22 protein-coding genes and 1 pseudogene are annotated in these 21,864 nt (G+C 42.3%); 20 read left to right on the top strand and 3 right to left on the bottom strand.

Annotation, left to right across the window (positions count from 1 at the left end; genetic code table 11):
• Position 1: 1 nt before the first annotated feature.
• From LOZ80_RS12375 to LOZ80_RS12320, 12 genes and pseudogenes are all read left to right on the top strand, one after another.
• A complete protein-coding gene (locus tag LOZ80_RS12375; RefSeq protein ID WP_238171723.1) occupies positions 2-1,288 on the top strand; it encodes an ATP-binding protein in 1,287 nt (428 codons plus the stop codon).
• 114 nt (positions 1,289-1,402) lie between these two features.
• Positions 1,403-2,572, top strand: coding sequence for a serine hydrolase domain-containing protein (locus tag LOZ80_RS12370; protein WP_238171722.1), 1,170 nt, complete (start codon positions 1,403-1,405; stop codon positions 2,570-2,572).
• A gap of 127 nt (positions 2,573-2,699) precedes the next feature.
• Positions 2,700-3,248 (top strand): HAAS signaling domain-containing protein, encoded by a 549-nt coding sequence (locus LOZ80_RS12365; protein ID WP_238171721.1) that lies wholly within the window; start codon positions 2,700-2,702, stop codon positions 3,246-3,248.
• 175 nt (positions 3,249-3,423) lie between these two features.
• A complete protein-coding gene (locus LOZ80_RS12360) occupies positions 3,424-5,493 on the top strand; it encodes a serine hydrolase domain-containing protein (RefSeq protein ID WP_238171720.1) in 2,070 nt (689 codons plus the stop codon).
• Positions 5,494-6,047: 554 nt separating this feature from the next.
• Positions 6,048-6,722, top strand: coding sequence for a response regulator transcription factor (locus LOZ80_RS12355; protein WP_238171719.1), 675 nt, complete (start codon positions 6,048-6,050; stop codon positions 6,720-6,722).
• Positions 6,719-8,086 carry a sensor histidine kinase gene (locus LOZ80_RS12350; protein WP_238171718.1) on the top strand — a complete coding sequence of 456 codons (1,368 nt, stop codon included), beginning with the start codon at positions 6,719-6,721 and terminating at the stop codon, positions 8,084-8,086. The genes LOZ80_RS12355 and LOZ80_RS12350 overlap by 4 nt, the downstream gene beginning before the upstream one ends.
• A 179-nt stretch (positions 8,087-8,265) precedes the next feature.
• Positions 8,266-9,237, top strand: a complete 972-nt coding sequence (locus LOZ80_RS12345; RefSeq protein WP_443147024.1) for an alpha/beta hydrolase — start codon at positions 8,266-8,268, stop codon at positions 9,235-9,237.
• A 370-nt stretch (positions 9,238-9,607) separates the two neighbouring features.
• Positions 9,608-10,093, top strand: coding sequence for a DUF2975 domain-containing protein (locus LOZ80_RS12340; RefSeq protein ID WP_238171716.1), 486 nt, complete (start codon positions 9,608-9,610; stop codon positions 10,091-10,093).
• Between the two features lie 454 nt (positions 10,094-10,547).
• The gene (nadB, locus tag LOZ80_RS12335; RefSeq protein WP_238171715.1) at positions 10,548-12,161 is read left to right on the top strand and encodes an L-aspartate oxidase; all 1,614 of its coding nucleotides are present in this window, start codon (positions 10,548-10,550) and stop codon (positions 12,159-12,161) included.
• 343 nt (positions 12,162-12,504) lie between these two features.
• Positions 12,505-12,822, top strand: coding sequence for an NIPSNAP family protein (locus LOZ80_RS12330; RefSeq protein ID WP_238171714.1), 318 nt, complete (start codon positions 12,505-12,507; stop codon positions 12,820-12,822).
• Between the two features lie 566 nt (positions 12,823-13,388).
• On the top strand, positions 13,389-13,640 hold the full coding sequence (locus LOZ80_RS12325; RefSeq protein WP_238171713.1) for a hypothetical protein: 252 nt from the start codon (positions 13,389-13,391) through the stop codon (positions 13,638-13,640).
• Positions 13,641-13,973: 333 nt separating this feature from the next.
• Positions 13,974-14,486, top strand: a pseudogene (locus LOZ80_RS12320) (IS66 family transposase); the annotation flags it as partial.
• Positions 14,487-14,633: 147 nt separating this feature from the next.
• Here the strand turns inward: LOZ80_RS12320 and LOZ80_RS12315 are convergent.
• Positions 14,634-15,065 carry a DUF6326 family protein gene (locus LOZ80_RS12315; protein WP_238171712.1) on the bottom strand — a complete coding sequence of 144 codons (432 nt, stop codon included), beginning with the start codon at positions 15,063-15,065 and terminating at the stop codon, positions 14,634-14,636.
• A gap of 422 nt (positions 15,066-15,487) precedes the next feature.
• Here LOZ80_RS12315 and LOZ80_RS12310 point away from each other — a divergent pair, with 422 nt between their 5' ends.
• Together LOZ80_RS12310 and LOZ80_RS12305 are read left to right on the top strand one after the other, a co-directional pair.
• On the top strand, positions 15,488-16,444 hold the full coding sequence (locus LOZ80_RS12310) for a sigma-70 family RNA polymerase sigma factor (protein WP_238171711.1): 957 nt from the start codon (positions 15,488-15,490) through the stop codon (positions 16,442-16,444).
• A 76-nt stretch (positions 16,445-16,520) separates the two neighbouring features.
• Positions 16,521-16,946, top strand: coding sequence for an SRPBCC family protein (locus LOZ80_RS12305; RefSeq protein WP_238171710.1), 426 nt, complete (start codon positions 16,521-16,523; stop codon positions 16,944-16,946).
• Positions 16,947-17,025: 79 nt separating this feature from the next.
• Here the strand turns inward: LOZ80_RS12305 and LOZ80_RS12300 are convergent, their stop codons facing one another.
• Complete coding sequence (locus LOZ80_RS12300; protein ID WP_238171709.1) at positions 17,026-17,442, bottom strand: VOC family protein; 417 nt, start codon at positions 17,440-17,442, stop codon at positions 17,026-17,028.
• Between the two features lie 820 nt (positions 17,443-18,262).
• On the opposite strand from LOZ80_RS12300, the gene LOZ80_RS12295 reads away from it, so the two are divergent.
• Positions 18,263-18,595, top strand: coding sequence for a hypothetical protein (locus tag LOZ80_RS12295; RefSeq protein WP_238171708.1), 333 nt, complete (start codon positions 18,263-18,265; stop codon positions 18,593-18,595).
• Between the two features lie 151 nt (positions 18,596-18,746).
• Here the strand turns inward: LOZ80_RS12295 and LOZ80_RS12290 are convergent, their stop codons facing one another.
• Positions 18,747-19,046, bottom strand: coding sequence for a hypothetical protein (locus LOZ80_RS12290; RefSeq protein WP_238171707.1), 300 nt, complete (start codon positions 19,044-19,046; stop codon positions 18,747-18,749).
• 262 nt (positions 19,047-19,308) lie between these two features.
• Between LOZ80_RS12290 and LOZ80_RS12285 the strand changes: the two genes are divergently transcribed.
• The 5 genes from LOZ80_RS12285 to LOZ80_RS12265 all read left to right on the top strand — a co-directional run bounded on the left by LOZ80_RS12285 (position 19,309) and on the right by LOZ80_RS12265 (position 21,860).
• Entirely contained in the window at positions 19,309-19,647 is a 339-nt protein-coding gene (locus LOZ80_RS12285) for a hypothetical protein (protein ID WP_238171706.1), read from the top strand.
• Positions 19,648-19,810: 163 nt separating this feature from the next.
• Positions 19,811-20,392, top strand: a complete 582-nt coding sequence (locus LOZ80_RS12280) for a hypothetical protein (protein ID WP_238171705.1) — start codon at positions 19,811-19,813, stop codon at positions 20,390-20,392.
• 89 nt (positions 20,393-20,481) lie between these two features.
• Positions 20,482-20,898, top strand: coding sequence for a DUF4288 domain-containing protein (locus LOZ80_RS12275; RefSeq protein ID WP_238171704.1), 417 nt, complete (start codon positions 20,482-20,484; stop codon positions 20,896-20,898).
• A 39-nt stretch (positions 20,899-20,937) separates the two neighbouring features.
• Positions 20,938-21,387, top strand: coding sequence for a GNAT family N-acetyltransferase (locus tag LOZ80_RS12270; protein ID WP_238171703.1), 450 nt, complete (start codon positions 20,938-20,940; stop codon positions 21,385-21,387).
• A gap of 134 nt (positions 21,388-21,521) precedes the next feature.
• Positions 21,522-21,860, top strand: a complete 339-nt coding sequence (locus LOZ80_RS12265; RefSeq protein WP_238171702.1) for a hypothetical protein — start codon at positions 21,522-21,524, stop codon at positions 21,858-21,860.
• Positions 21,861-21,864 lie beyond the last annotated feature (4 nt).

Here is a 21,864-nt window from a genome sequence, read left to right as displayed (position 1 = left end):
TATGATCCAAAATAATTTTCCTATTGTCTTTAGCATTGTACTTGTGATGGGTGTTCAAATTAATTTTTTCTTCAACTCGGTGTTTGGTAAATCAGCTAAAAAGCATAACCGATTCATTTATTTCATTATGTTTGGGTTGCTTGATTACCTGTATCTGGTTATTCCCATCTCTCCTATTTTATCTTTGATTTTACCTTTGCTCATGATATTTAGTTTTGCACAATCTTATCAAGTAGAAATTAAAGACAAGATCATTTTTTCTTTGTTTTACGGTGTTTTAATATCTCTCGTTAATTTTATATCCCTTTATATTTTTTATACCCTATATTCAATTGAGTTTAGCTTTGACCCTGTAAATGAACATGATCAAATAGCCTACACAAAAGCAATTTTACTCAGTTGCATGATCATGTTTGCTATCATTCAGATCATACGCCTACTTGCAAAACGTAGAAGTTACTCTTTGCATTATCGTTACTACATATTTTTTTCGGCTATTCCTATCGTAAGTATAAACCAACTGAATATTCTAACTTATAAGGACGCCTATTCTTTCATGTCTGTCATTGTATTACTATTCTTAAACGTTATGATTTTCTATATTTTTGATATGATCATTGATAAATTTCAATTCATGCATGAGAATACGCAGTTGCAACTTCAGATGGACTATCAGGATGCGAATTACGAAAAAGTCGTTCACAGCTTCAAATCCATTAAAAGAATCATTCATGATACGAATCAGCAGTTTTTGTATATTGAAGAGTGCATTAAGCGAAATGAGTTAACAACTGCACTGGAACATATTAAGACGACATTAAATAAAGTCGAAGGAGCGTATCAACGGGTTAACACAGGGAACCTGGTTATTGATGCCCTTGTCACAAACACTCTTAATATTGGACAAGCCAATGGCATAAAAATAGATACAAAGATTAACTTATGTTCACAAGTAGTCCATATTGACCGTTATGACTTGTGTGTTGTCATTGGAAATATGCTAGATAACGCAATAGAGGCTTCTAAAAAGTTAAAAATCGCAGAAGATAGGTACATTCTTATAAAAATACATTCTACCGAGTCTAACCTTCTCATTCACATCATGAATCATATGGAGAATGAAGTTGCCCACCTAAACAGCCAAAAATCAAACCCGGAATTTCATGGTATTGGATTAACGAACATAGCTAGAATCTGCGACAAGTACGGTGGTCATATGACCATTGAAACGAAACATAAAGTATTTAATAATATGGCATTACTACCATTATACACCAACAATCCTTAGACAACCTGTTGTTTAGGGATTGTTTTTTGCGTTTCAGGGCGCTTTTCATTCTAACAGCCTTCTTCCTTGTATGATGAATTCAGTAAGTCACTTAATAGAGAAGAGGAATACCCTATGAAAGTACGTAGTCAAATTACATTTGCAAGTCTGGCCTTTTTGATAACTGGAAGTTCTCTGTTATACACATCGCCAACCTCAATTGTAAAAGCTGAGACCACTCAAAATGAATCTAAATCTTTACAAACAAGCACTCTACAAGATCATAATTCCGTCAAGCAAGCTATGGGGGAGACATTGCAACTTGGATTCCCGGGGATACTTGCTAAAACTACTGAGGGTGGAAAAAAGTGGGGTTATGCCACTGGGGTAGCGAATCTGAGCACTAAGAAACCAATGGAAACAGATTATCGCTTTCGCATTGGTAGCGTGACGAAGACGTTCACCGCAACGGTTGTACTTCAATTAGCTGGAGAGAACCGCTTGAATCTAGACGACTCCATCGAAAAATGGCTGCCTAGTGTCATTCAAGGAAACGGATATAATGGTAATCAGATTACCATCCGGCAGATATTGAATCATACAAGTGGTATCGCTGAATACTCAAGATCCAAAGATGCTGATTTTATGGATACAAAAAAATCGTATACGGCTGAAGAAATAGTGAGGTTGGGGATTTCTCTGCCCCCAGACTTTGTTCCAGGAAAGGGCTGGTCTTATTCAAATACGGGATACGTACTATTGGGTATTCTTATTGAAAAAGTAACTGGAAACAGCTACGCGGAAGAGATTGAAAATCGGATTATTGAACCGCTTGAATTGTTGGATACATTCCTACCTGGCAATTCAAGCGTTATTCCAGGCACCAAGCATGCACGGGGATATTCCCAACCAGACGAAGCAAGTGAGATAAAAGACGTAACTTATTATAATCCAAGTGCAGGTAGCTCAGCTGGAGATATGATTTCTGATGCTGACGATTTAAATAAATTCTTCTCTTACTTGCTCGGTGGCAAATTACTGAAGGAAGAGCAACTAAAACAAATGCTTACTACAGTTCCTGTAGGAAGAAATGGAATCGAAGGATATGGTCTTGGAATCTCTGAAATTAAGCTTTCAAATGGTGTCTCGATATGGGGACACACAGGTGGCATTCTAGGGTTTTCTACGATTGCTGGAGGTACACTTGGAGGCAATCATACGTTGGTCGTCAGTTTGAACAGTTTGGGTAGAGATAACAGTCCTAATCCTTTTAAAAATATTTTGCTTGCTGAATTTAACAAGTAGGGAAAACGGAAATAGAGAAAAATATATCTTATTGGTCCAAAAACCCCAACTTACTTTGGGGCTTTTGAAATTATGGCGGCAACCCAACGCTTTATTGCTATAGCAGAAATTAAAGGAGTATAAAATTATGGATAGCTATCTTGAAAAAATTGAAAAGTATTTAAAAGCTTTGTCCTTTTCCGAGCGTATTGTCATTGTAAAAGAAATCAAAAGTGCAATGCTTGAGTTGCAAAATACTGGTCTTACTACTGAGCGAATCATCGAAAGGTTAGGAAATCCAAAAGAATTAGCGATAGCATACTTAGGTGATGCCATTTCAAAAAACAGTAAATTTAGTTGGCGTAAATTCGCCGCTGTATTTGCATTCTGTAGCAGCTTTACAGGCGCCATTGGTATGTTTGTTTTGCCGATTATCAGTACTCTTTCCATTGCTTTAATGATAAGTGGAGTTATTACACCATTAGGCGGAATTATTAAATTTGTCGGGAATTTTATGGGAGAAGATACTACCGGAATAACAATCCAAATTGGAGCATTTACACCAAGCCCAATGCAGTTCTTACCAACTTCTATTGTGATTGGTGTGTTGATGTTTTTGATGGGGAAAGTGTTATGGAGACTTACAATTAAATATATACGTGCAATTAGTCAAAAAAAGAAAACACTCAGCCTGTGATCTATCCTTTATTACCATTGCAAGGACCAGGTCGTTGCTGCGGTCAGATCCTTTTTTGCTTGACCTCAGGCTAGGTAATGAACTAGACGGAAGACTGTGTGGGGAAATAATCCATCATGTTACACTGAGTGGGTACTTCCAGCCTATACTAATTTCATTGAAGGAGAATTTTCTAATGCGCAAAAAAAGAGTTTCAAAAGTGCTCGCTGTAACGCTAAGCACGTCTCTAGCTGCGACTTACTTGATTGCTTTGTTCGGAGGGTACAGTGTCAGTGCGGAACAGCTTCCTCTTAAGGGGCAAACAATCACTGCGATTCAGCCTGCAGCTGTTCCTGCTGCTCCAAGCGGTCCGATTGACCCCAAAGAAGTGGAGGCCTTCGCGGACAAATACTTTGGGGAAAGCCTGAAGAAGTTCAATGTTCCGGGTGCCATGTTCGTCGTCGTTCAGGACGGAAAAGTTGTTTTATCTAAAGGATACGGGTATGCAAACAAAGAAAGCAAAATCCCGGTTGATTCCAAGACCGTTTTTCGCATCGGTTCCATTTCTAAGACGCTTACAGCTGCGGCTGTGCTGCAGCTTGCTGACCAAGGGAAGATCAAGCTGGATCAGGACATCCAATCCTATCTCGGAGGTATCACAATACCCAATTCGACAGGTAAACCGCTAACGATGGAAAATATGCTGACCCATATGACTGGGTTCGATTTCCCATATGAAAAAGACGATGACGCCTCGCCCGATCTTCTCAATCAAGAGAATTCTCTTCGAGATTTCTTAATGGATCGAATGCCAACTATCGTCCGAACGCCGGGGGAAGCCTACCAGTATGACGATTATGCTTTTGCTTTGGCGGGATATGCCGTGGAACAAGTTACCGGACTCCCTTTTCATGAATACATGGATAAAAACATCTTTCAGCCACTCGGTATGAATTCTTCCCATGATCTTGTAACCCCAGAGCTTAAAGCCCGAATGGCTGCAGCCTACGATCCGGAAGGCACGCCATATCCGGAGTATGGCCTTTATCCTACGGACATGCCTCAGGGCGGAATGTTGTCCACGGGAAGCGATATGGCTAAATTCATGATCATGCTTCTGCAAAAAGGAAAGGCCGGAGATCGGCAATTGTTAAGCGAACAAAGCGTTCAGCAAATGAGCAAGTTTTCCGTTTTCGCTCATCCTGCCATACCTATTACAAGCTATGGATTTGAAAGCATTTTCAATGAACTGTCGAATGGTCAGTATGTCGTCAGCAAAGGTGGGAACATCCCCGGACATGCCTCATTTACATGGCTACTGCCTGAGCGCAAAACGGGAATGTTCGTCATTTATAATAATGATTCCGAATTGCGCTCGGATTTGTACGCAGCCTTTATGGACCATTATTATCCGAAGAGTCCCCAGACGCCTGAATCTGTATCATCTCTGACAGAACAGCAAGCCGCGCGTTACGTCGGATTATACAGAGATCTGCATACCCCGTCATTTGTGACTAAAATTACATACACTAACGGACAACTTGTAGCGGAAGACAGATACAAATTGAGGAATGGCAAGACTATTTTGAAAAAGATAGATCCCTTATTGTTTATGGATGACCACGGGAAGAAAATAGCATTTCTTGAACAAAAGGATGGCGGTATTGCTAATATGTACAGACCTGCCAAGTCACCGATAGCCTATTCGCCCAAAATACAGGAAAAAGCGCTGTTTTCCGACGTCTCGAAAGAAAGCCCCTACCAACCGTCTATTGAAAAGCTCCATTCGCTGGATATCATCAATGGAAGAGATGGGCGCAGCTTTGACCCCAAAGCGTCCATGACCCGTGCGGAATTCATCACAATGTTGCTGCATGCTGTCGGCTATCCGCCCTCCAAATCGAAATCCGGTTATACGGATATCGAACACCATTATGCGGTCAAAGAGATTCAGGCAGCGGTCGAGAATCAATGGTTGGGGGAGGATCCTGAAGGCCGGTTTGAACCGGATCGCACGATAACTCGGGAAGAAATGGCCGTCATCTTAACGCGCATTCCTCTTCCTTGGCCACTTGGCGATGAGGTGCGATTGGCAGGGCAAACTGATGAATCGGCTATCAAGGCCGTAAGCAAGCTTATTGCTGCCGGAGTTACGGATCCAGGCACAATAGCCAATTCTGACGGTTCAGTCGATTTCCGCTCCAAAGCACCTTTGCTTCGCCAAGAAGCATCCTATTTCATTGACAAGATTCTATTTGTTCCTTAAACTCTTATCGGGCCGATACAGCCGCATTCGTACCGTGACGGAAGAGCTATTCCGTTTGTACACTAAGATTGGTTTTCAACGACAACCTGCAGGTCATGCTGCTCACCAAAGAACTTTTAAAGTCGCTCACGCAGAAGGAAACCGTTGATACGGAAAAGTATGCGCAAATGACGATCGCATTGGCCTTCGAGAGCCGAGAAAAGGTGGATGAAATCGTGAATACTGCGGTCTCCTTGGGCCTTCGAGGACTTGGACGGCCATATGTGGGCAATCAACTATATGAACACGGATGCAACTCAAGGTTAAGGATAACGGAGAGCGCACTCATACTTGGATTAATAAGGGAAGACGCCGGGCACCTTCCCCGGCGTCTTCTTCGCGATGACTAGTTTTGTTCGGTATAGGCTTTGAAATTGTCCATAATAACTTGCCAGCCTGCTTGCTGGAAGTGCCAATGTGAAGGTGATGATAGGAAGAATAGGGGTAAATCTAATCCATTTATAGTATAATGATTACTTCAACATGGGATGGAATACAGCGAAAAGAGGGAATAGATGCCTACGATACTAGTTGCTGACGACGATGCGAACATTCGCGAACTCGTCTGTTTATTTCTACGCAATGGCGGATTCGCAACAGTCGAAGCCGCGGACGGCAAAGAAGCGCTGGCCGTCTACGCCTCAACGCATGTCGATCTTGTCGTGCTCGATATTATGATGCCGATCATGGATGGTTGGACGTTATGTAAGGAACTCCGGAGAGCGAATCCTGATCTTCCGTTACTTATGCTGACTGCGAGAGGCGAGACATGGGAGAAAGTGAAAGGGTTCGATCTTGGGACGGATGATTATTTGACGAAGCCATTCGACCCGTTGGAGCTTACGGTTCGTGTTCGGGCATTGCTGAAACGATACAAGATTGGCTCCACGCAGACGATCCAGTTCGGCAACGTCACGCTTGATCGACAGACGTATAAGGTGATGAGAGGGACGGAGTCGATCACGCTGCCGCTCAAGGAGTTCGAGTTACTGTATAAGCTGGCTGGTACACCCGGACAAGTCTATACGCGCGAGCAGTTGATCGATCAAATTTGGGGTATTGATTACGCGGGGGATGATCGAACCGTGGATGTACATATTAAACGCCTGCGTGAACGGTTCGCAACTACAGCCGATTTTCGGATTGAAACGGTGCGCGGGCTTGGGTACCGGCTTGAGGTTTACGAATGATTAAATCCTTATATATTCGAGTTGTCCTGACATTTCTAGTCTCCGTCATCGCGGGCACGGTCATTGCTTTTTATGTGTCTACTTGGATATTCGAAGAAAAATTGAACGTGAACGCGCAAATTAACTTACGTAACTTTGGTCAAGACGTCGTCCGGCTTTACAAGACGCTTCCGCTACGCGAAGCGGACGCGTTCGTAAGTGAAATGAAGCAGCTCGATTCCTATTATATTCGCATTTACGAGGCAACGGGTCAGTTCCAATCTTACGGTAAACTTAACGGACACAAACCTGTTATGGTGACGATGGAGCAGCTAAAGAAAGTCATTGATGGAGGCGTTGTTCAAGAAACGCCGAACGGTATTGCTACAGTCCTCTTAGGGTTGCCGTTGAAAACGGAAATGGGAACGAAAGCGATGTTTTTGGAAACGCTCGCCCCTCCTTCTGCCTCTTTTGTCGCCAAGTGGGGATTGATCTTTGCAATCTGTTCGTTGATTGCAGGAAGCTTATTGATTCTCATTGCCTCTGTATTCCTGGTCAGACCAATCAAAAAGCTGACAAAAGCGACCAAGCGTATTGCAGCTGGAGATTTCAACGTCAAGCTGAATATCAAGCAAACGAGTGAGCTGGGTACGTTGGCTCGCAGCTTCGAAGAAATGATGCACGATCTGCAGCAACTTGAGCAGATGCGCAGGGACTTCGTATCGAACGTGTCGCACGAAGTACAATCACCGCTCACCTCGATATCCGGTTATGCTCAAGCACTTAAGCAAGTAAACCTCGCAGATCACGAACGAAGCCGTTATCTGGATATTATCATTGAGGAAGCGAAGCGGATGTCCAAAATGAGTGATAGCCTGCTCAAGCTGAGTTTGCTTGAATCGCAGTCACAGCAACTCCGTCTAGCGACACTCAGCCTTGATGAACAGATCCGACGGGTCATCGTGGCGCTCCAGCCGCAATGGTCTGCGCGCAACATTCATTTTGAGCTTGATTTACAGACCGTTAAAGTAACGGCTGATCATGACCAGTTAAATCAGGTATGGACGAACATCCTCGCCAATAGCATCAAATTTTCCAAGGATGGCGGCGTGATTAACGTCAGTATCCTCCAAGATATCAAAAACGTGACCGTCCGAATATCCGACTCGGGCATCGGTATTCCCCACGAAGATCAGAAACGTATATTCGAGCGTTTTTTCAAGGCCGATCGTTCCCACAGTCGCAAATATGAGGGGAGCGGTATGGGCCTTGCCATTGTTAAACAAATCGTATCGCTGCATCAAGGTGACATCCGAGTGGAAAGTGAACCTGGTCAAGGAACGACCTTCTTTGTCACCTTGCCAATCACTACGCCAACAGATTAAATTGATTGCTACGGCTTCATGCGCAAGCTTCCTTACGTGTGAAGCCTATTTTTTTGGCCAGTTCATATTCCGTTCATATTGTCGTCATAGAGAGTACATCTTCGTCGTATAAGCTTCTCTTAACGGCTCCTAATTTAAGGGCAGCCCAATAAAGAGATGAGGGACAGGAGTAGATGAACATGAAACCAAAAGAAGAGGTAATGAAAAATAGAATGCGTAAGCCGCTGCGCATTTTACTCAAAACCTTAGGAGCTATTGCCATTGCCATCGTGCTGTTTCTAGCTATTGTATTTATCGTGAATGTGTTCGCCACGAAATCGGAGCAAGGAAAAATAGAGCCCTATGGTCAGCACGTATCTGTAGACGGGAAAAATATGAATGTGTTAATTCAAGGCAAAGGCGAGGAAACGATCGTGCTTCTGCCTGGATTTGGAACGGCAACGCCAGCGCTTGATTTTAAGCTGCTTATCGATCAATTATCTCCAACCTACAAAGTTGTAGCGGTTGAGCCTTTCGGTTATGGTTTAAGTGATGGAACTGAAAAAGAACGAACCACGGAAAATATCGTAAGTGAAGTTCATGAAGCGCTGCAGCAGCTTAATATTAACCGATACATGCTCATGGGCCACTCCATTACAGGCATTTACGGAATTGATTATGTGAGCAAATATCCAAACGAGGTGACTGCATTTGTCGGAATCGACAGTAGTGTTCCAACACAACCAGGTATGGATGTCAAATTACCAATCAAAAAGTTAGAATTTCTCAAAAAATCGGGTCTCTTAAGAATGATGATGAAACTAGGTGCTGACCCCTATGCTTCATTAGCATTTGACGATAAAACCGTAGAGCAAATGAAAATGATTTCGAATAAAAACATGAATAATGATACGACCTTAAATGAGATGGGCCATATTTCTTCTAATTTTAAAGGGGCTCACGATTTAACATTTCCTAAAGACCTTCCACTTCTTCTCTTTGTACAAGCGAATAATGAAGAGGTAACAGGATGGATACCTTTGCATGAAGGGCAGATCAAAGACTCGGTACATGGAAAAGTAATTATCCTGGATGGATCACATTATTTACACCATACCAAATTCAAAGAAATCGCTGAAAACGTTAGATTATTTATGAACGAAGCAAAGTAAGTGTACGGAGTAAGCTTCATCCACGATTTTGCAGACTTTAAAATGATATGATAGTTAAAAAACTCCATCTGTCTTTCATAATTGAACTAACGGTGAACAATAGCTCAATAAACATGATAAAACGGCAGCCGCCGACATAGTGGCTGCCGTTTCTTAACGTTCGAATCAAAGACCGAATAAAAGGCATAGCAATTCACGCGGCTTCGGACAAATAAATTTAACATTTTAAAGTAAGAGCATTTCTTTGTAATGAGAAATGCTTTTTATTTTTTGTCACAACAACAAAGATAAAATTACGATAAAAATTTATTGTTTATCAATAAAAAATCTGTTAAAATCATGTTGTCATTAAATAAGTGAGGTGTTTTAAATGAATGTTAAACGAGGTTCAACCACTTTCTTAAAGGTAATTATTTTTCTGGTTGGAATTGCAGTGCTTGCTTTGTGTATCTGGTTGCCTGAGATAGCCGTTAGAGATGCAAGGGTACATCCAGATACGTCTTACTTCCTAATCCCCTTTTTAGTATGTGCATACGGATTCTGTATTGCGTTTTCGATTGCGTTGTATCAAGCATATAAACTATTAACCTACATCGAAAAGAACAATGCTTTCTCTGAATTATCCCTTAAATCTTTGAAGATTATTAAGAAATGTGCTTTTACAGTCATTTTCCTCATTTTTTTAGGAATAGTAAGCTTAAGGGTGCTTGCTAAAGTTACAAGTAGTGATGATGCAGCGGGTCCTACATCATTATGTCTAATGGCCATTTTAGCAACAAGTATCATCGCAGCCATTGTGGACGCACTTCAAAAGCCATTAAAAAATGCCCCAGATATAAAGTCAAAAAATGAATGATTAACGGACAGGTAAGCTCAAAACAATAAGCTCTGGTTAAAAAAAGAATTTGAAGAATACAATTAGAAACGTAACGGATGAAAGCTCATTTAATAACACGCCTGTTGATTAGCCAAAATAAGGTATCCGAAAATTGAAAAAAGGCCGCGTTTACAAACCTTGTTCAAAGATACCGTACCCGCGCGTCGTCCGCTGTTACGTAAAGCTAAAGAAGAATATAATCGTGTGTGGTTTCTTCCTTTCTGTATAAAACAGACCGATACGAACTAATTATCGGTCTGTTTTTCCTTGTACAAGCAAAAAATACCGATCAAATGAAGACCCGGATCGTGCAATCCGGGCTTTATCGTTTTATAATTAAATAACGTAAATTATTGTAAATTGTTGAAGTGAGTATACGGTTTTCATTTCATGTTCGTTTCCTGAATCCACTACGTAGATAGAGGTGGTTACGATGTTTCCTCGGTATTTGGTCGATTTCGATTTGCAGCAGCTTCCCCACGTCCGGACGGATGTCATCGTCATCGGAGCCGGGATCGCAGGGCTGTTCACCGCGATTAAGGCTAGCGATACGAAGAAAGTAATCATGATTACGAAGAAGTCGATGATCGACTGCAATACCCGTTATTCGCAGGGAGGCATCGCGGCAGTCATCTCCGATGAAGATTCGCCGGAGTATCATTTGCAAGACACCTTGGTGGCGGGTGCGGGACTTTGCGACGAAGAAGCGGTCAATGTGCTCGTACATGAGGGCCCCGACGGCGTCAAGGACCTGATTCGAATGGGGACGCAGTTTGACATTGAAAACGACGAGCTGGCCCTAACTAAAGAAGGCGCTCACAGCCATCGCCGCATTTTGCATGCAAATGGGGATGCGACGGGAGCAGAAATTGTGCGTTCGCTGTCCGAAAGGACGAAACTGGAATCAAACATCGAGCTGTGGGACGACCATTATGTGATCGACTTGATTACTCGAGATGGGGAGTGCCGCGGGGCGCTCGTGCAGAAGCCGGACGGGCAGCGCGTATTCGTGGAAGCGGATGCGACGATTCTATGCTCCGGGGGAGCAGGCCAGCTGTACCGGTATACGACGAATCCCGACGTTGCCACAGGGGACGGCATCGCCATCGCACTTCGCGCAGGTGCGGAAATCCGGGACGTTGAGCTCATTCAGTTCCATCCGACGGCATTGTGTTACCCAGGTGCACCGCGGTTTCTCATTTCCGAGGCTGTTCGTGGGGAAGGGGCGATTTTGCGGAACATCAATGGCGAGCGATTTATGGGAAAATATCATTCGCAGCTGGAGTTGGCCCCTCGCGATGTCGTTGCCCTTGCGGTCTTAACCGAGATGGAAGAGACGAAGGTCTCGTACGTTTACATCGATATTACGCATGAATCCGAAGAACTGATCAAGCGTCGTTTTCCTACCATCTATGAATTTTGCCTGCGGTATGGGCTCGATTTGACGACGGACTGGATCCCGGTCGCTCCAGCGGCGCATTATATGATGGGCGGCGTGAAGACGGACTTGCACGGGGAAACAGCCGTCAAGCGGCTATTTGCTTGTGGCGAAGTATCCTCAACAGGCGTTCACGGCGCGAATCGGCTGGCGAGCAACTCGCTGTCGGAAGCGATCGTCTTCGGCCGCCGTATCATTGAACGGATCGCCGAGCTGCCGCCGCTGAACCGTACGCCGAGCGAATTGCAGGTTGCGGTTCACCGAAAGGAACCGTCGCAGCAACCGGTCGTGGAGAAAAAGATCAAGCTGCAGAAAGTCATGCTTCGCCAAGCGGGAATGAAGCGCGACGCCGCCGGGCTGCAAAGAGGGCTAGACGAGCTCAATCGACAGTCAGCCTTCTTCGAATATACTTTGTTAAAGCGCGAGGAGTATGAGTTTGCCAATTTGCTCATTTGTGCAATTCTAACTACGAAAGCGGCACTGCTGCGCCGGGAAAGCCGCGGCGGCCATTTCCGTAGGGATTATCCGCAGCGAAGCGACGCCTGGGTGAAGCATATTGTCTATCGGCTGGAGGATGGCCATTTGGAGGAGTGCATTCAAGACGCTTGAGATCAACCACGAACGATTGAAACTTGCGGAATGTCTGGTGGAAGACATCAAAAACGGCGACCATGATCATTCTGGTTGACCGTCCGGCGAAATTCATGTCAAAGATGACGGGCTGGATCAACAGCGTCTTTGGGAATAAACGGCAGGTGAACATGGTGTTTCAGGATTACGCGCTGTTCCCGCTTATTGTTAAAATATTTGATAAGTATTTCAAATTGGAATCTTTGGAACTATGCGAAACTTGTCCGTTTCACGATCGAGAAATACTGGTAAAATAGTTTTCAATCGTAGGCAAAGCCGACGAAAAAAAACTCTGCGATTCTCAGAAAGCGAGGGAATGGACATGCTTTACGAGCTGCGTATTTATACGATGCATGACGGAAGAATGGATGCGATTCTGGAACGTTTCAGTAAGCATACACTTGGTATTTTCGAGCGGCTGGGAATGAAGGTGACTGATTTCTGGATCGATCAGACGGGGCTCCCGAAGTTGTATTACGTGATGGAATATAAGGATATGGAGGAGCGGCAGCAGCAGTGGGATACCTTTAGGGGTGATCCGGAATGGAACGAAGTAAGGCGCAAATCCGAGGAGAGCGGGCCGATTTTGGAGAAGATGGATGTCATCTATATGAATCGCGCCGATTTTTTTAAAGGATAAGCGGCGCGAAAATCAATCTAATGCTGATCTTATTATTTTCAATTGAGCAGTTAATCCGTTAGCAAGAAAAGAAATTAAGCAAATAAAAATTGCAATTACTCATACCAAACCATTGAAATTTGAATTAACCATGATAAGTGACCACGATGAGTCAATTTGGGATAAATGGAAGAGTTGGAAGTTCGAAAAACAACTAAGAATTCATGCAGATAGTCATTTGGCCATTTTAAACGCATCTAAACTTGGGCTTGAATTGCTGATGCATCAATGTGCATATTTGGCTGTTTCTCATATTGGCCACTCTCATTTTGACTGGAATTCAACTATTGACTCGATTGAACTAATTATTCGTAATTTAGCTCGCAATGATTAAACCAAACGAAGAACAATAGTTCAATCACGATATGACGGCAGCCGGCACACGATAGGCTGCCGTTCTCCGTTGAAGTAACGGGTATCTTTGGTATCTGTTTTTATTTGTTTATTTTATCGACAGATTATTGGAATATATTGTAAAATTATTTATATAAACAGGAATTAGTAAATTATTCTTAAAGGAGGATGCAATGCGATTAATAAAGAGTGTTTTGTTCATTTTGCTATCCTTAACTGGATGCATAACAGAGAAACCTGATCCTGAAAGCAAGGAATGGGAAATTAGTCCTTTGTTTAAATCAGGTACATATACCATGATTGGACAAGAAGGAAGAGTGGGTTTTATCTATGATCACAGTGAAGTGACCCGTTTTACCCGAACAAAAAACAAAAATATATGTGGCACTTTTGGGGGAAGGTTGAAGAACTTCAAGGTCCATTAAAAGTAACGGGCACAAGTAAAGATTCAGGAGAACAAATCACAGTTCTTTCAGTATCAACAATAGGCGGACCTAACAATGGGGCTGATGCACACATTCCATCACTAATGTCACTACCTTCTCCTGGTCTTTGGAGATTAGACGCTTATATTGGAGAAAAAATCTTTGGTAGTATTATTGTTCAAGTTCAGGAGCAGAAGAAGTAAATTCAAAAATTTATGATACTGTTATTACGCTAACGGGAGAACGATAGTGCAATATTAACAGGAGGTGACAACCAGGTGCAATGACCAGCATCAATTATGTAAAGGGGGGAAACAATGGGATGTGGTCGGTGTGACACCTGTCGCCTGCTGGGCACATGCACGGCGTAAATATGACGAGGCTTTAAAGGCGGCGCCGCCAGAGGCAAGGAACAATCCGGAAACGGTGGCGAAGCAAGGCCTGAAATATTGTAATCAACTCTTTGCCATTGAGCGGGAACTGAAGGAAGCTACGCCGGAAGAACGCTTTGCCGCACGGCAGGGATGAAGCCTTCCTGTGATCGAAGCATACCTTGCGGACGGACGACTCGATCTCGACAACAACAGAAGCGAGCGGTCGATTAAACCTTTTGTAATTGGTCGGAAAAATTGGCTTTTTAGCAACACGCCGCGAGGCGCAAAGGCCAGCGCTAACATTTACATCGTTGTCGAAACGGCCAAGGAAAATGGACTCAAGCCATTCGACTACTTGAAGTTTCTCTTTGAACAGCTACCTCAACTAACAGGTCAGCTCGATCCGAAGGCACTGGAGCCATTCATGCCATGGTCAGCTTCGCTGCCAACGCATTGCCGGCTAAATTCTTAAACAGTAGACATTTCTTCTCCCCCATGCCGAGGTGGGGGTTGTTTGATATTCATTTTTTTCTTGATAGCCAGTTTTTCGCATAACGATATGCAAAAGTTGCGACTATGTCATCATCATTCTTCTTAGTAATGCCCGAAACCCGCGTTGCTAGCTATCCTGCCTAGGCCATTTCCATGCATACCAGATAATTACACAAAGAAGAGCGACTTCTACAACAGCGCCAAACACCATGTGCACCCAAGCCTCTCCTGTCAAATTAAACAATGTATAGGGAATATACACCGCGGCAATTATGATATTTGCCCAGCGACTTACTTTTGCCGGCAGGGCAACAGAAAGGAAAATCATAAGAGCTGGAATTGTTACCGAAATCAGTGCTATCAATAGAAAGAGATATGAAATGTCAAATATAAATATTTTTCCTGCCAGAATACCTTCTATTTTGCCCGGCATATATAAGGCGAAATAATCAACATAAATATAGAGAAACATAAAACTCGCCCACAGCGTAGCAATCTTCAGTTTCGAACTGACTTTGATGTCTTCCAGTGCATTTTGTGCTTTATTTTGTGTATTCATATTAATCTCTCCTTTAAGGTTATATGGTTTCTCTTGCCTACAACCTTAGTCTAAATGAGAAGTATAAACACCCTCGAAAGCAATTCTAAAAATTTTCTAAAATATAACATTTTGAGGGTTCATGGGTTTTGTCGCTCATCAACAAGTCCATCCACATCCATTGGTGGTTTTCCACTTACCTATATCAGGGCAGTTCATTAAACTAACGGGACACTATAGCGCAATAACAACAGGCTGCCGGCTTACTCGGCAGCCTGTTGAAGTAACGGGCAGGATAGCTCCAGTATTCAGGTCCTGGCGTGAGGTATTGCGAATTATTTCTAAAGTATAGACAAGGGTTAATTTATTGGTTATTGAATTATTAGTTTCATTGCATATAATGAAGGTACCACCCTTCGGGGAGATTGTTAAGGGAGGTCGCGATGAACGAGACCGCATTTGACGAACTATTATTTGCAAGCTTGAAGCCTGGATTAACCTCGTTCTGTTACCGAATGCTAGGCTCCATGGACGATGCGGACGATGCCGTTCAGGAGACAAGTATTCGGGTCTGGCAGAGCTGGAGCACGTTCAGACAGGATTCATCGTTCAAAACTTGGGTCTATCGGATTGCCTCCAACCTGTGCTTGGACAAGCTGAGACAATCCAAACGCCGCGCGCTTCCCGTTGACCTGTTCGACCCGGCCGTTGCCATCGTCGAGCCGCGCGACACGCTGCCGGACTCTGCCTGGATCTGGCCGTCTCCCGACTTTGGGGGCAATCCGGAGGATCGGCTCGTCCGCAGAGATACCCTTCAACTGTGCTTCATCGCTCTCCTGCAGACCTTGCCTCCGCGGCAGCGCGCGGTACTCATTTTGAAGGATGTATTTGAATTGTCCTCCAAGCAGATCGCGGAAACGTTGGCGATGTCGCCGGCAGCGGTGAACAGCGCCTTGCAAAGAGCCCGAGAGACGATGGACCGGGCGCAGCTTCGCTCGGATGAGCTCAGCAGCATGGACGTTCAACCGGAGCAGCAGCTGCTGTCCCGGTATGTGGATGCCTTCGAGCAATTCGATATTGCTGCGCTCGTCGCGTTATTCCACGAGGAAGGCTGCATGTCGATGCCGCCCTTCGAGATGTGGATCCGCGGCAAGGAAGATTTGTCCGCCTTCTATTCGCTTACTCGCTGGCATTGCGAAGGTTCGCGATTTGTGCCCATTACGGTTAATGGCGGTTATCCGGCGTTGGCCCAGTATATGCCGGGCAAAGAGGGATCTGGCCTGGTACCCTGGGGCATCCACGTCATCGAAACCAAAGAAAATCAAATCCTGCACGTTCAAAACTTCATTCATACGCCATTATTTTCGCGATTTGGGCTGCCTGAGCGAATTGACCAATGAATTTCGTCATTGGCTTACGTCTATATCATTGAGAATAACCTAACGACGAATATTGTGAGAGAGGTGTCTATTTAAAATGGAAACGAGTCAACCGACGAAAGTAACCGTGCAAACCGTCATTCAAGCCCCTGTCGAGAAGGTATGGCGCTATTGGACCGAGCCGGATCACATCACGAAGTGGAATCAAGCGTCCGAGGACTGGCATGCGCCGAGAGCCGAAAACGATCTGCGGGTAGAAGGCATGTTTCTGACACGGATGGAAGCGAAGGATGGCAGCATGGGCTTTGATTTTGGCGGCGTCTACGATGTCGTGAATCGGCATGAGGCGATCGGCTACACCATGGAAGACGGAAGAAGAGTGGATATTGCTTTCGTCGATCAAGGGAATGAGACGAAGGTCATTGAAACGTTCGACGCGGAAAGCTCCAATCCCGTCGAGTTCCAGCAAGCAGGCTGGCAAGCGATCATGGACAATTTCAAAGCCTATACCGAACAAAACTAATCATCGCGAAGAAGACGCTGGGGAAGATGCCCGGCGTCTTTCTTTTTGAACCCTAGTACGAGCGTGCTCTCCGTTAGCCTTAACCTTGTGCCTCATCCATGTTCATGTAGTTAATGGCCCACAGATGGCCGTCCAAGTCCACGAAGCCCCAATGATACATGAACCCATGATCTTCAGGTTCAGCGTGCAATTTCCCGCCCAAGGAGACCGCGGTATTCACGATTTCATCGACCTTCTCCCGGCTCTCGAAGGCTAATGCGATCGTCATCTGCGCATACTTGCTCGTATCGACGGATTCCTTCTCCGTGAGCGTATTAAAGAATGCTTGATTGATCAGCATGACCTGCAGGTTGTCGCCGATCACGATGGCTACCGAATTCTCGTTCTCGGGGAATTGCGGGTTGAGCTCGAATCCGAGTCCGGTGAAGAACGCTTTCGATTGTTCTACGTTTTTTACAGGCAGGTTGAAGCTCGTGAATGCGGACGTTAATGCCATTTTCAAAACACCTCTTCGTCAAATTAGTTTGTGTTCATTTATGCCTTCGTTTATATAGACGACAGCCGATCCGGGAATTCATCGGTCTCATGGATTCGGAAGCGTAAATTTTGAAAAATAACTTGGTATTGAGTTCGGATACCCGCCATTCCCGTAAGGTTGCTTATTCTTATTGTGCAGGGATAAAGATTGAACCTCTCTAAAAAGGAATTCGTCTGAATATATGACAATTAAAGGGTGGGTATCACTAAAAAGAAAATTTTCCCCAACAGTGGCTTGATTATAATGGCTTTCGAATAACTCATATTGTATGCTTGGACGCACTTTCAATAGCTGGCTCAAAAATTTTAAGAAAATGTACTACAGTTAACAAGAAACAATTTGATTACTTAGGCATTAAAAAAGAAGTTATCACAGCCTGTCGAGTGTCAAGAATATAGACCAATAAACATCCGCAGAAACTGTGGCTTTTTTATTTTATCGGAACAAATTCTTGTCATCAATGAAAGACAAGAATTTGTTCCGATTGCCGAAAGAGGCCAAGAATATGTACCGATTACCGATTCAGTGAAAGAAATTGGGGACACAACAAGCAACTTGTTGTTTTATAAAGGACGGGAGTAAAGTTGTCTGTTTCATGAAATTTTCAATAAAAGGAAATTAAATCAAGAAAGTTCCAACTAAATGAAAGGTTGCTGAGTAATCCAGCACTATTAACAAATTTTATTAATTTCGGTGTTAAATTTCATCTGGCTTTAATGTAACTCAAGTATATTTAACTATGAAAAACGCGCGTAAGATGAACATTGGAGGGATATTCTTGTTTATTCAGAAATGGAAAAAAATCATACTTGTTACAGTGATCACTGGAATAGTGGCAGCATTCCCAATGTCAGCTTTCGCAGCGACTCAATCAACAACGGCACACAAAGCTGTACATACCTCTAAATCAACCCACACGGTGCAATCACAAAAGAAAAATTTGGAAAGTCAGCTCGCGAATAATCAAAAATCAATCGAAAACACGAAAAAATTATTAGAGAAAGCGAAGAAGGACAAAGATCAGAAAAAAATAACAAAATTTGAAAATAGACTTAAAACCTTAGAAGCGACAGAAAAGAAGATTCAAACTAAGCTAAAAGCGCTAAAATAAGTTTCGTACGTAATTCCGAGCTCTTTTCACAAGTAATATGTTTCTCGACTAAGGGTTGGAGATCGAAGAGCTCGAGGGGTAAGCTCCAACCTTGTGTATAGAATTGAAATGATTAGACAGATGGCATGGGTCGATTCCATGCTGTTAGTCGTCAGAACTCGAATTGGTTATTTTTCAAATAAAGGTTCATTTCCCTGATCATCCCCATGCCATCCTTAACCCCGTTCAGATAAAACCATTCCTTTTCAGCCGAATGTAGATACTGAACAGCATCTTCCCACTCCAACAGAATGCTGTGAGCAGTACTATCCACTTGATTTTTCAAATCCGTCAGCAATTTCGATGATTTCTGGATTAATGGGGCAATATGTTCCTGTTGTTCTACAGTGAGCGATAAATCATCAAACCTCTCGTGTAATCCCTTTAAAACCCATTCAGGCCATTCTTCCATAGTGATATCCCCTTCCTGTTGTTCGAGTGTGTGTATGTTAACTCTGATGGGAAGGGATGGCAAGTTGTTTTTAATGAACCCTTTCTTACAAACTCCTCTAAATTTCAACTATTAGCTAATCCATCCATGACACATATGGTATAATTTTACTGCCATAGTATATTCTATTCCGTAATTTAAATACCTGTACAATGTATGACTCAAAAATAACGAAGACTTGCAACGAAAGAATGATTTTATTGATAGAAACGGGGGGACTAAGTTGAAGAAAATAAGGATAATATCTGTCCCGTTTAATGATCAAGGAATGAAAGACATGGAAAATGACTTAGATAATTCAGAATACGTCCAAGAGTTTAAAATTAATGAGAAACAATTTTATACATTATTTGAGTCAGGTATATTCAATGTTCTAAACAGAGAATGTGATGTACTAATTGACGACTTTGAAACAGAACTCATCGATTTTGAAAGCTTACTTAAAGCGAACAAAGTACTAAGTAATTCATTCGAAAATTCAAATTGTTATGAAATAGAAGTGTTATTAGGGCTAATTTCCTTAACAATAGAGATGAAAAAAGGGATTTATTTCCATTTTTAACTTTCAGCAACTTTGAATATTTCTTTTAGCCCCCGACAATAAAGTAATATTCCGAATACATTAGAAAAAGTCAAAATTTGTAGGATTAAAATGAAAGCACGATTTTATTTGAATGAGGGTCAACAACTGAGTAATCAGGACTTTTCTAGGAGACGGGGGATATATGAAAAAAATTGCTAAAGGTTATAAAGGTGCAATTATCGGCATAACGGTCATAGCACTGATTATTGTTGTAATAGTTCTTGTGGTAGTACCAAAGATTACTTTGATATTCAACCCATTGCCGCCAGCCATAAAACACGGTGAATTTCAGTTTCAATTAAAGTATGAATTGAACGGAGAAACATTTGAGGTGAATGATACCGTTGTTTGTGATTTTGATAAAATTGCTGTAGACAGTGAAATGTTCTATAAGGAGAGAATGTGGAAGGAACATTTAGAAAGCGGAACAAAAAGGATTACTATATTGAGTGAAAATAATGTTCGTTCAATAATCAAACCCAATAGAATCGATTCAAAGATTGAAATATACTACAACTACGGCTCTGCAACATTTTTTATGGGCGATCCTAAAGGATCGACTTCTGAAAAGCCACAAATAAAATATATTGAAACTTATAGTGAACGTCCAAATGTAACTATTATTGATGCTACACCACTCACTGCCGAGCAATTACAAGAACACTTTGGCATAAAAATAATAAGCTACAGTTTTAGTCCTCCGATCAAAAATACATTTAAATAATTCAAGAGACATTTTTTAACACCAAGAACCTCATTAATGGAAAACGCTAATTTATAAAAGAGCAATTTTATAGGAAGGAGTTTGACTTCATGCGCAAAAGGATAAAAAGTCGAAAGGAATCAAATTGGAAATGGTATGGAGTTAAACTATTGTTTGAAAGTGTTCTTTCTGGTGAACCAATTCCTGAGAAGATTGATGAAAGTTATTTGAATACCCAGAAATTGTATGAAGAGATGATTATGCTTCTAAAAGATAAGTCACTTGAGCAAGCATATAAACAGGGAGAAAGTACAGGTAAACAATCAGAACATAGCTATTTCAATGGCTATGGTGAACAGGTTGAATGGAAATTTATTATGGTTCTTGATGTGTTTGAACTTTTGGATGATGTGATAAAGAGTGGAGTAGAAGTGTATTCAAGATTCATTCATTCTACAAAATACATAAGTACAGATGACGTAATTCAGCAATATTATCCTGAATCAATAGTCAAAGATGACGAATAAAACATGGATTTTATTTTGAAAATTTAAAGGAGGGATATCATGATTCGTGAAGCTGAATCCAAGGACTGTTTGATCATTGAAAACCTTTATAGAATTTTAGCACCCCATAGCAAAAACATTAAGGTATTGCCTGAAAGAATTGAGCAGATAAGAAATGATTCAAACAATTACTTATTCGTTTATGAGGATGAAGGTATTGTAAAAGGAAGTATATTTATGACTTTTTGCCTTGACCCAGCGTATCAATTCAGACCATATACAGTAGTAGAGTATGTCATTGTTGGTGAAGAATTTCGTGGTAATGGAATAGGAAAGAAGTTATTGGAACAAGTAGAACAGCAATCCATTACTAATGGTTCAACAAGAATCATCTTATTAAGTAGTGCAAGCAGAACTGAAGCACATAATTTCTTTACCAGGAATGGTTATAACGGAACAATAAGCAAGGGATTTAAGAAATACATACCTATAACCGAACCGAATCAGTAATCTAAATAAAAGAGAAGTTTCATAAGGGGAGAGGAGGGGCTCTAATGATAAAGTACTCATTAAAAAACATAGTAATATTGGTTCTCATTGCCAGCAATGTCTTCGTACTTGGATTGAATCTGCGGACTGTTTAAGTGAATAGAAAACAACTACTAATCCATACATTGTTAGACCCTAATGCTAATGAAGCGGAAAAAGATGATTGTGCCATGGATTTGGCAGATTTTGATGGTAATGAGGTAATTGAAGCCTTATCAAAATTTGCAAATGATATAGATAATGAATGTATTGTTAGAGCGAGTTGTGGGGCATCGTTAGCAGAAATTTGGATTAGAAAGCAAGAGGTTAATTTTAACTTTCTCCTTCAATTGAAGGATGTTGCTTTGACAGAAGCATTGGCATTGATTAAACATCATAGACCTGAATGGTATGAAATGTACAACCAATCGAAAATGAATGAGCAATTTTATTAGGGAG

The organism is Paenibacillus sp. HWE-109 (genome assembly GCF_022163125.1).
Classification (GTDB): Bacteria; Bacillota; Bacilli; order Paenibacillales; family NBRC-103111; genus Paenibacillus_E.
Note: the sequence above shows the minus strand (reverse complement) of the source record. Positions and strands in the feature narration are given on the sequence as shown.

Excerpts from the sequence above, each read along its gene's own strand:
- LOZ80_RS12375 (WP_238171723.1), top strand. The coding sequence starts at position 2 with ATGATCCAAAATAATTTTCCTATTGTCTTTAGCATTGTACTTGTGATG.
- LOZ80_RS12370 (WP_238171722.1), top strand. The coding sequence starts at position 1,403 with ATGAAAGTACGTAGTCAAATTACATTTGCAAGTCTGGCCTTTTTGATA.
- LOZ80_RS12365 (WP_238171721.1), top strand. The coding sequence starts at position 2,700 with ATGGATAGCTATCTTGAAAAAATTGAAAAGTATTTAAAAGCTTTGTCC.
- LOZ80_RS12360 (WP_238171720.1), top strand. The coding sequence starts at position 3,424 with ATGCGCAAAAAAAGAGTTTCAAAAGTGCTCGCTGTAACGCTAAGCACG.
- LOZ80_RS12355 (WP_238171719.1), top strand. The coding sequence starts at position 6,048 with ATGCCTACGATACTAGTTGCTGACGACGATGCGAACATTCGCGAACTC.
- LOZ80_RS12350 (WP_238171718.1), top strand. The coding sequence starts at position 6,719 with ATGATTAAATCCTTATATATTCGAGTTGTCCTGACATTTCTAGTCTCC.
- LOZ80_RS12345 (WP_443147024.1), top strand. The coding sequence starts at position 8,266 with ATGAAACCAAAAGAAGAGGTAATGAAAAATAGAATGCGTAAGCCGCTG.
- LOZ80_RS12340 (WP_238171716.1), top strand. The coding sequence starts at position 9,608 with ATGAATGTTAAACGAGGTTCAACCACTTTCTTAAAGGTAATTATTTTT.
- nadB (WP_238171715.1), top strand. The coding sequence starts at position 10,548 with ATGTTTCCTCGGTATTTGGTCGATTTCGATTTGCAGCAGCTTCCCCAC.
- LOZ80_RS12330 (WP_238171714.1), top strand. The coding sequence starts at position 12,505 with ATGCTTTACGAGCTGCGTATTTATACGATGCATGACGGAAGAATGGAT.
- LOZ80_RS12325 (WP_238171713.1), top strand. The coding sequence starts at position 13,389 with ATGCGATTAATAAAGAGTGTTTTGTTCATTTTGCTATCCTTAACTGGA.
- LOZ80_RS12315 (WP_238171712.1), bottom strand. The coding sequence starts at position 15,065 with ATGAATACACAAAATAAAGCACAAAATGCACTGGAAGACATCAAAGTC.
- LOZ80_RS12310 (WP_238171711.1), top strand. The coding sequence starts at position 15,488 with ATGAACGAGACCGCATTTGACGAACTATTATTTGCAAGCTTGAAGCCT.
- LOZ80_RS12305 (WP_238171710.1), top strand. The coding sequence starts at position 16,521 with ATGGAAACGAGTCAACCGACGAAAGTAACCGTGCAAACCGTCATTCAA.
- LOZ80_RS12300 (WP_238171709.1), bottom strand. The coding sequence starts at position 17,442 with ATGGCATTAACGTCCGCATTCACGAGCTTCAACCTGCCTGTAAAAAAC.
- LOZ80_RS12290 (WP_238171707.1), bottom strand. The coding sequence starts at position 19,046 with ATGGAAGAATGGCCTGAATGGGTTTTAAAGGGATTACACGAGAGGTTT.
- LOZ80_RS12280 (WP_238171705.1), top strand. The coding sequence starts at position 19,811 with ATGAAAAAAATTGCTAAAGGTTATAAAGGTGCAATTATCGGCATAACG.
- LOZ80_RS12275 (WP_238171704.1), top strand. The coding sequence starts at position 20,482 with ATGCGCAAAAGGATAAAAAGTCGAAAGGAATCAAATTGGAAATGGTAT.
- LOZ80_RS12270 (WP_238171703.1), top strand. The coding sequence starts at position 20,938 with ATGATTCGTGAAGCTGAATCCAAGGACTGTTTGATCATTGAAAACCTT.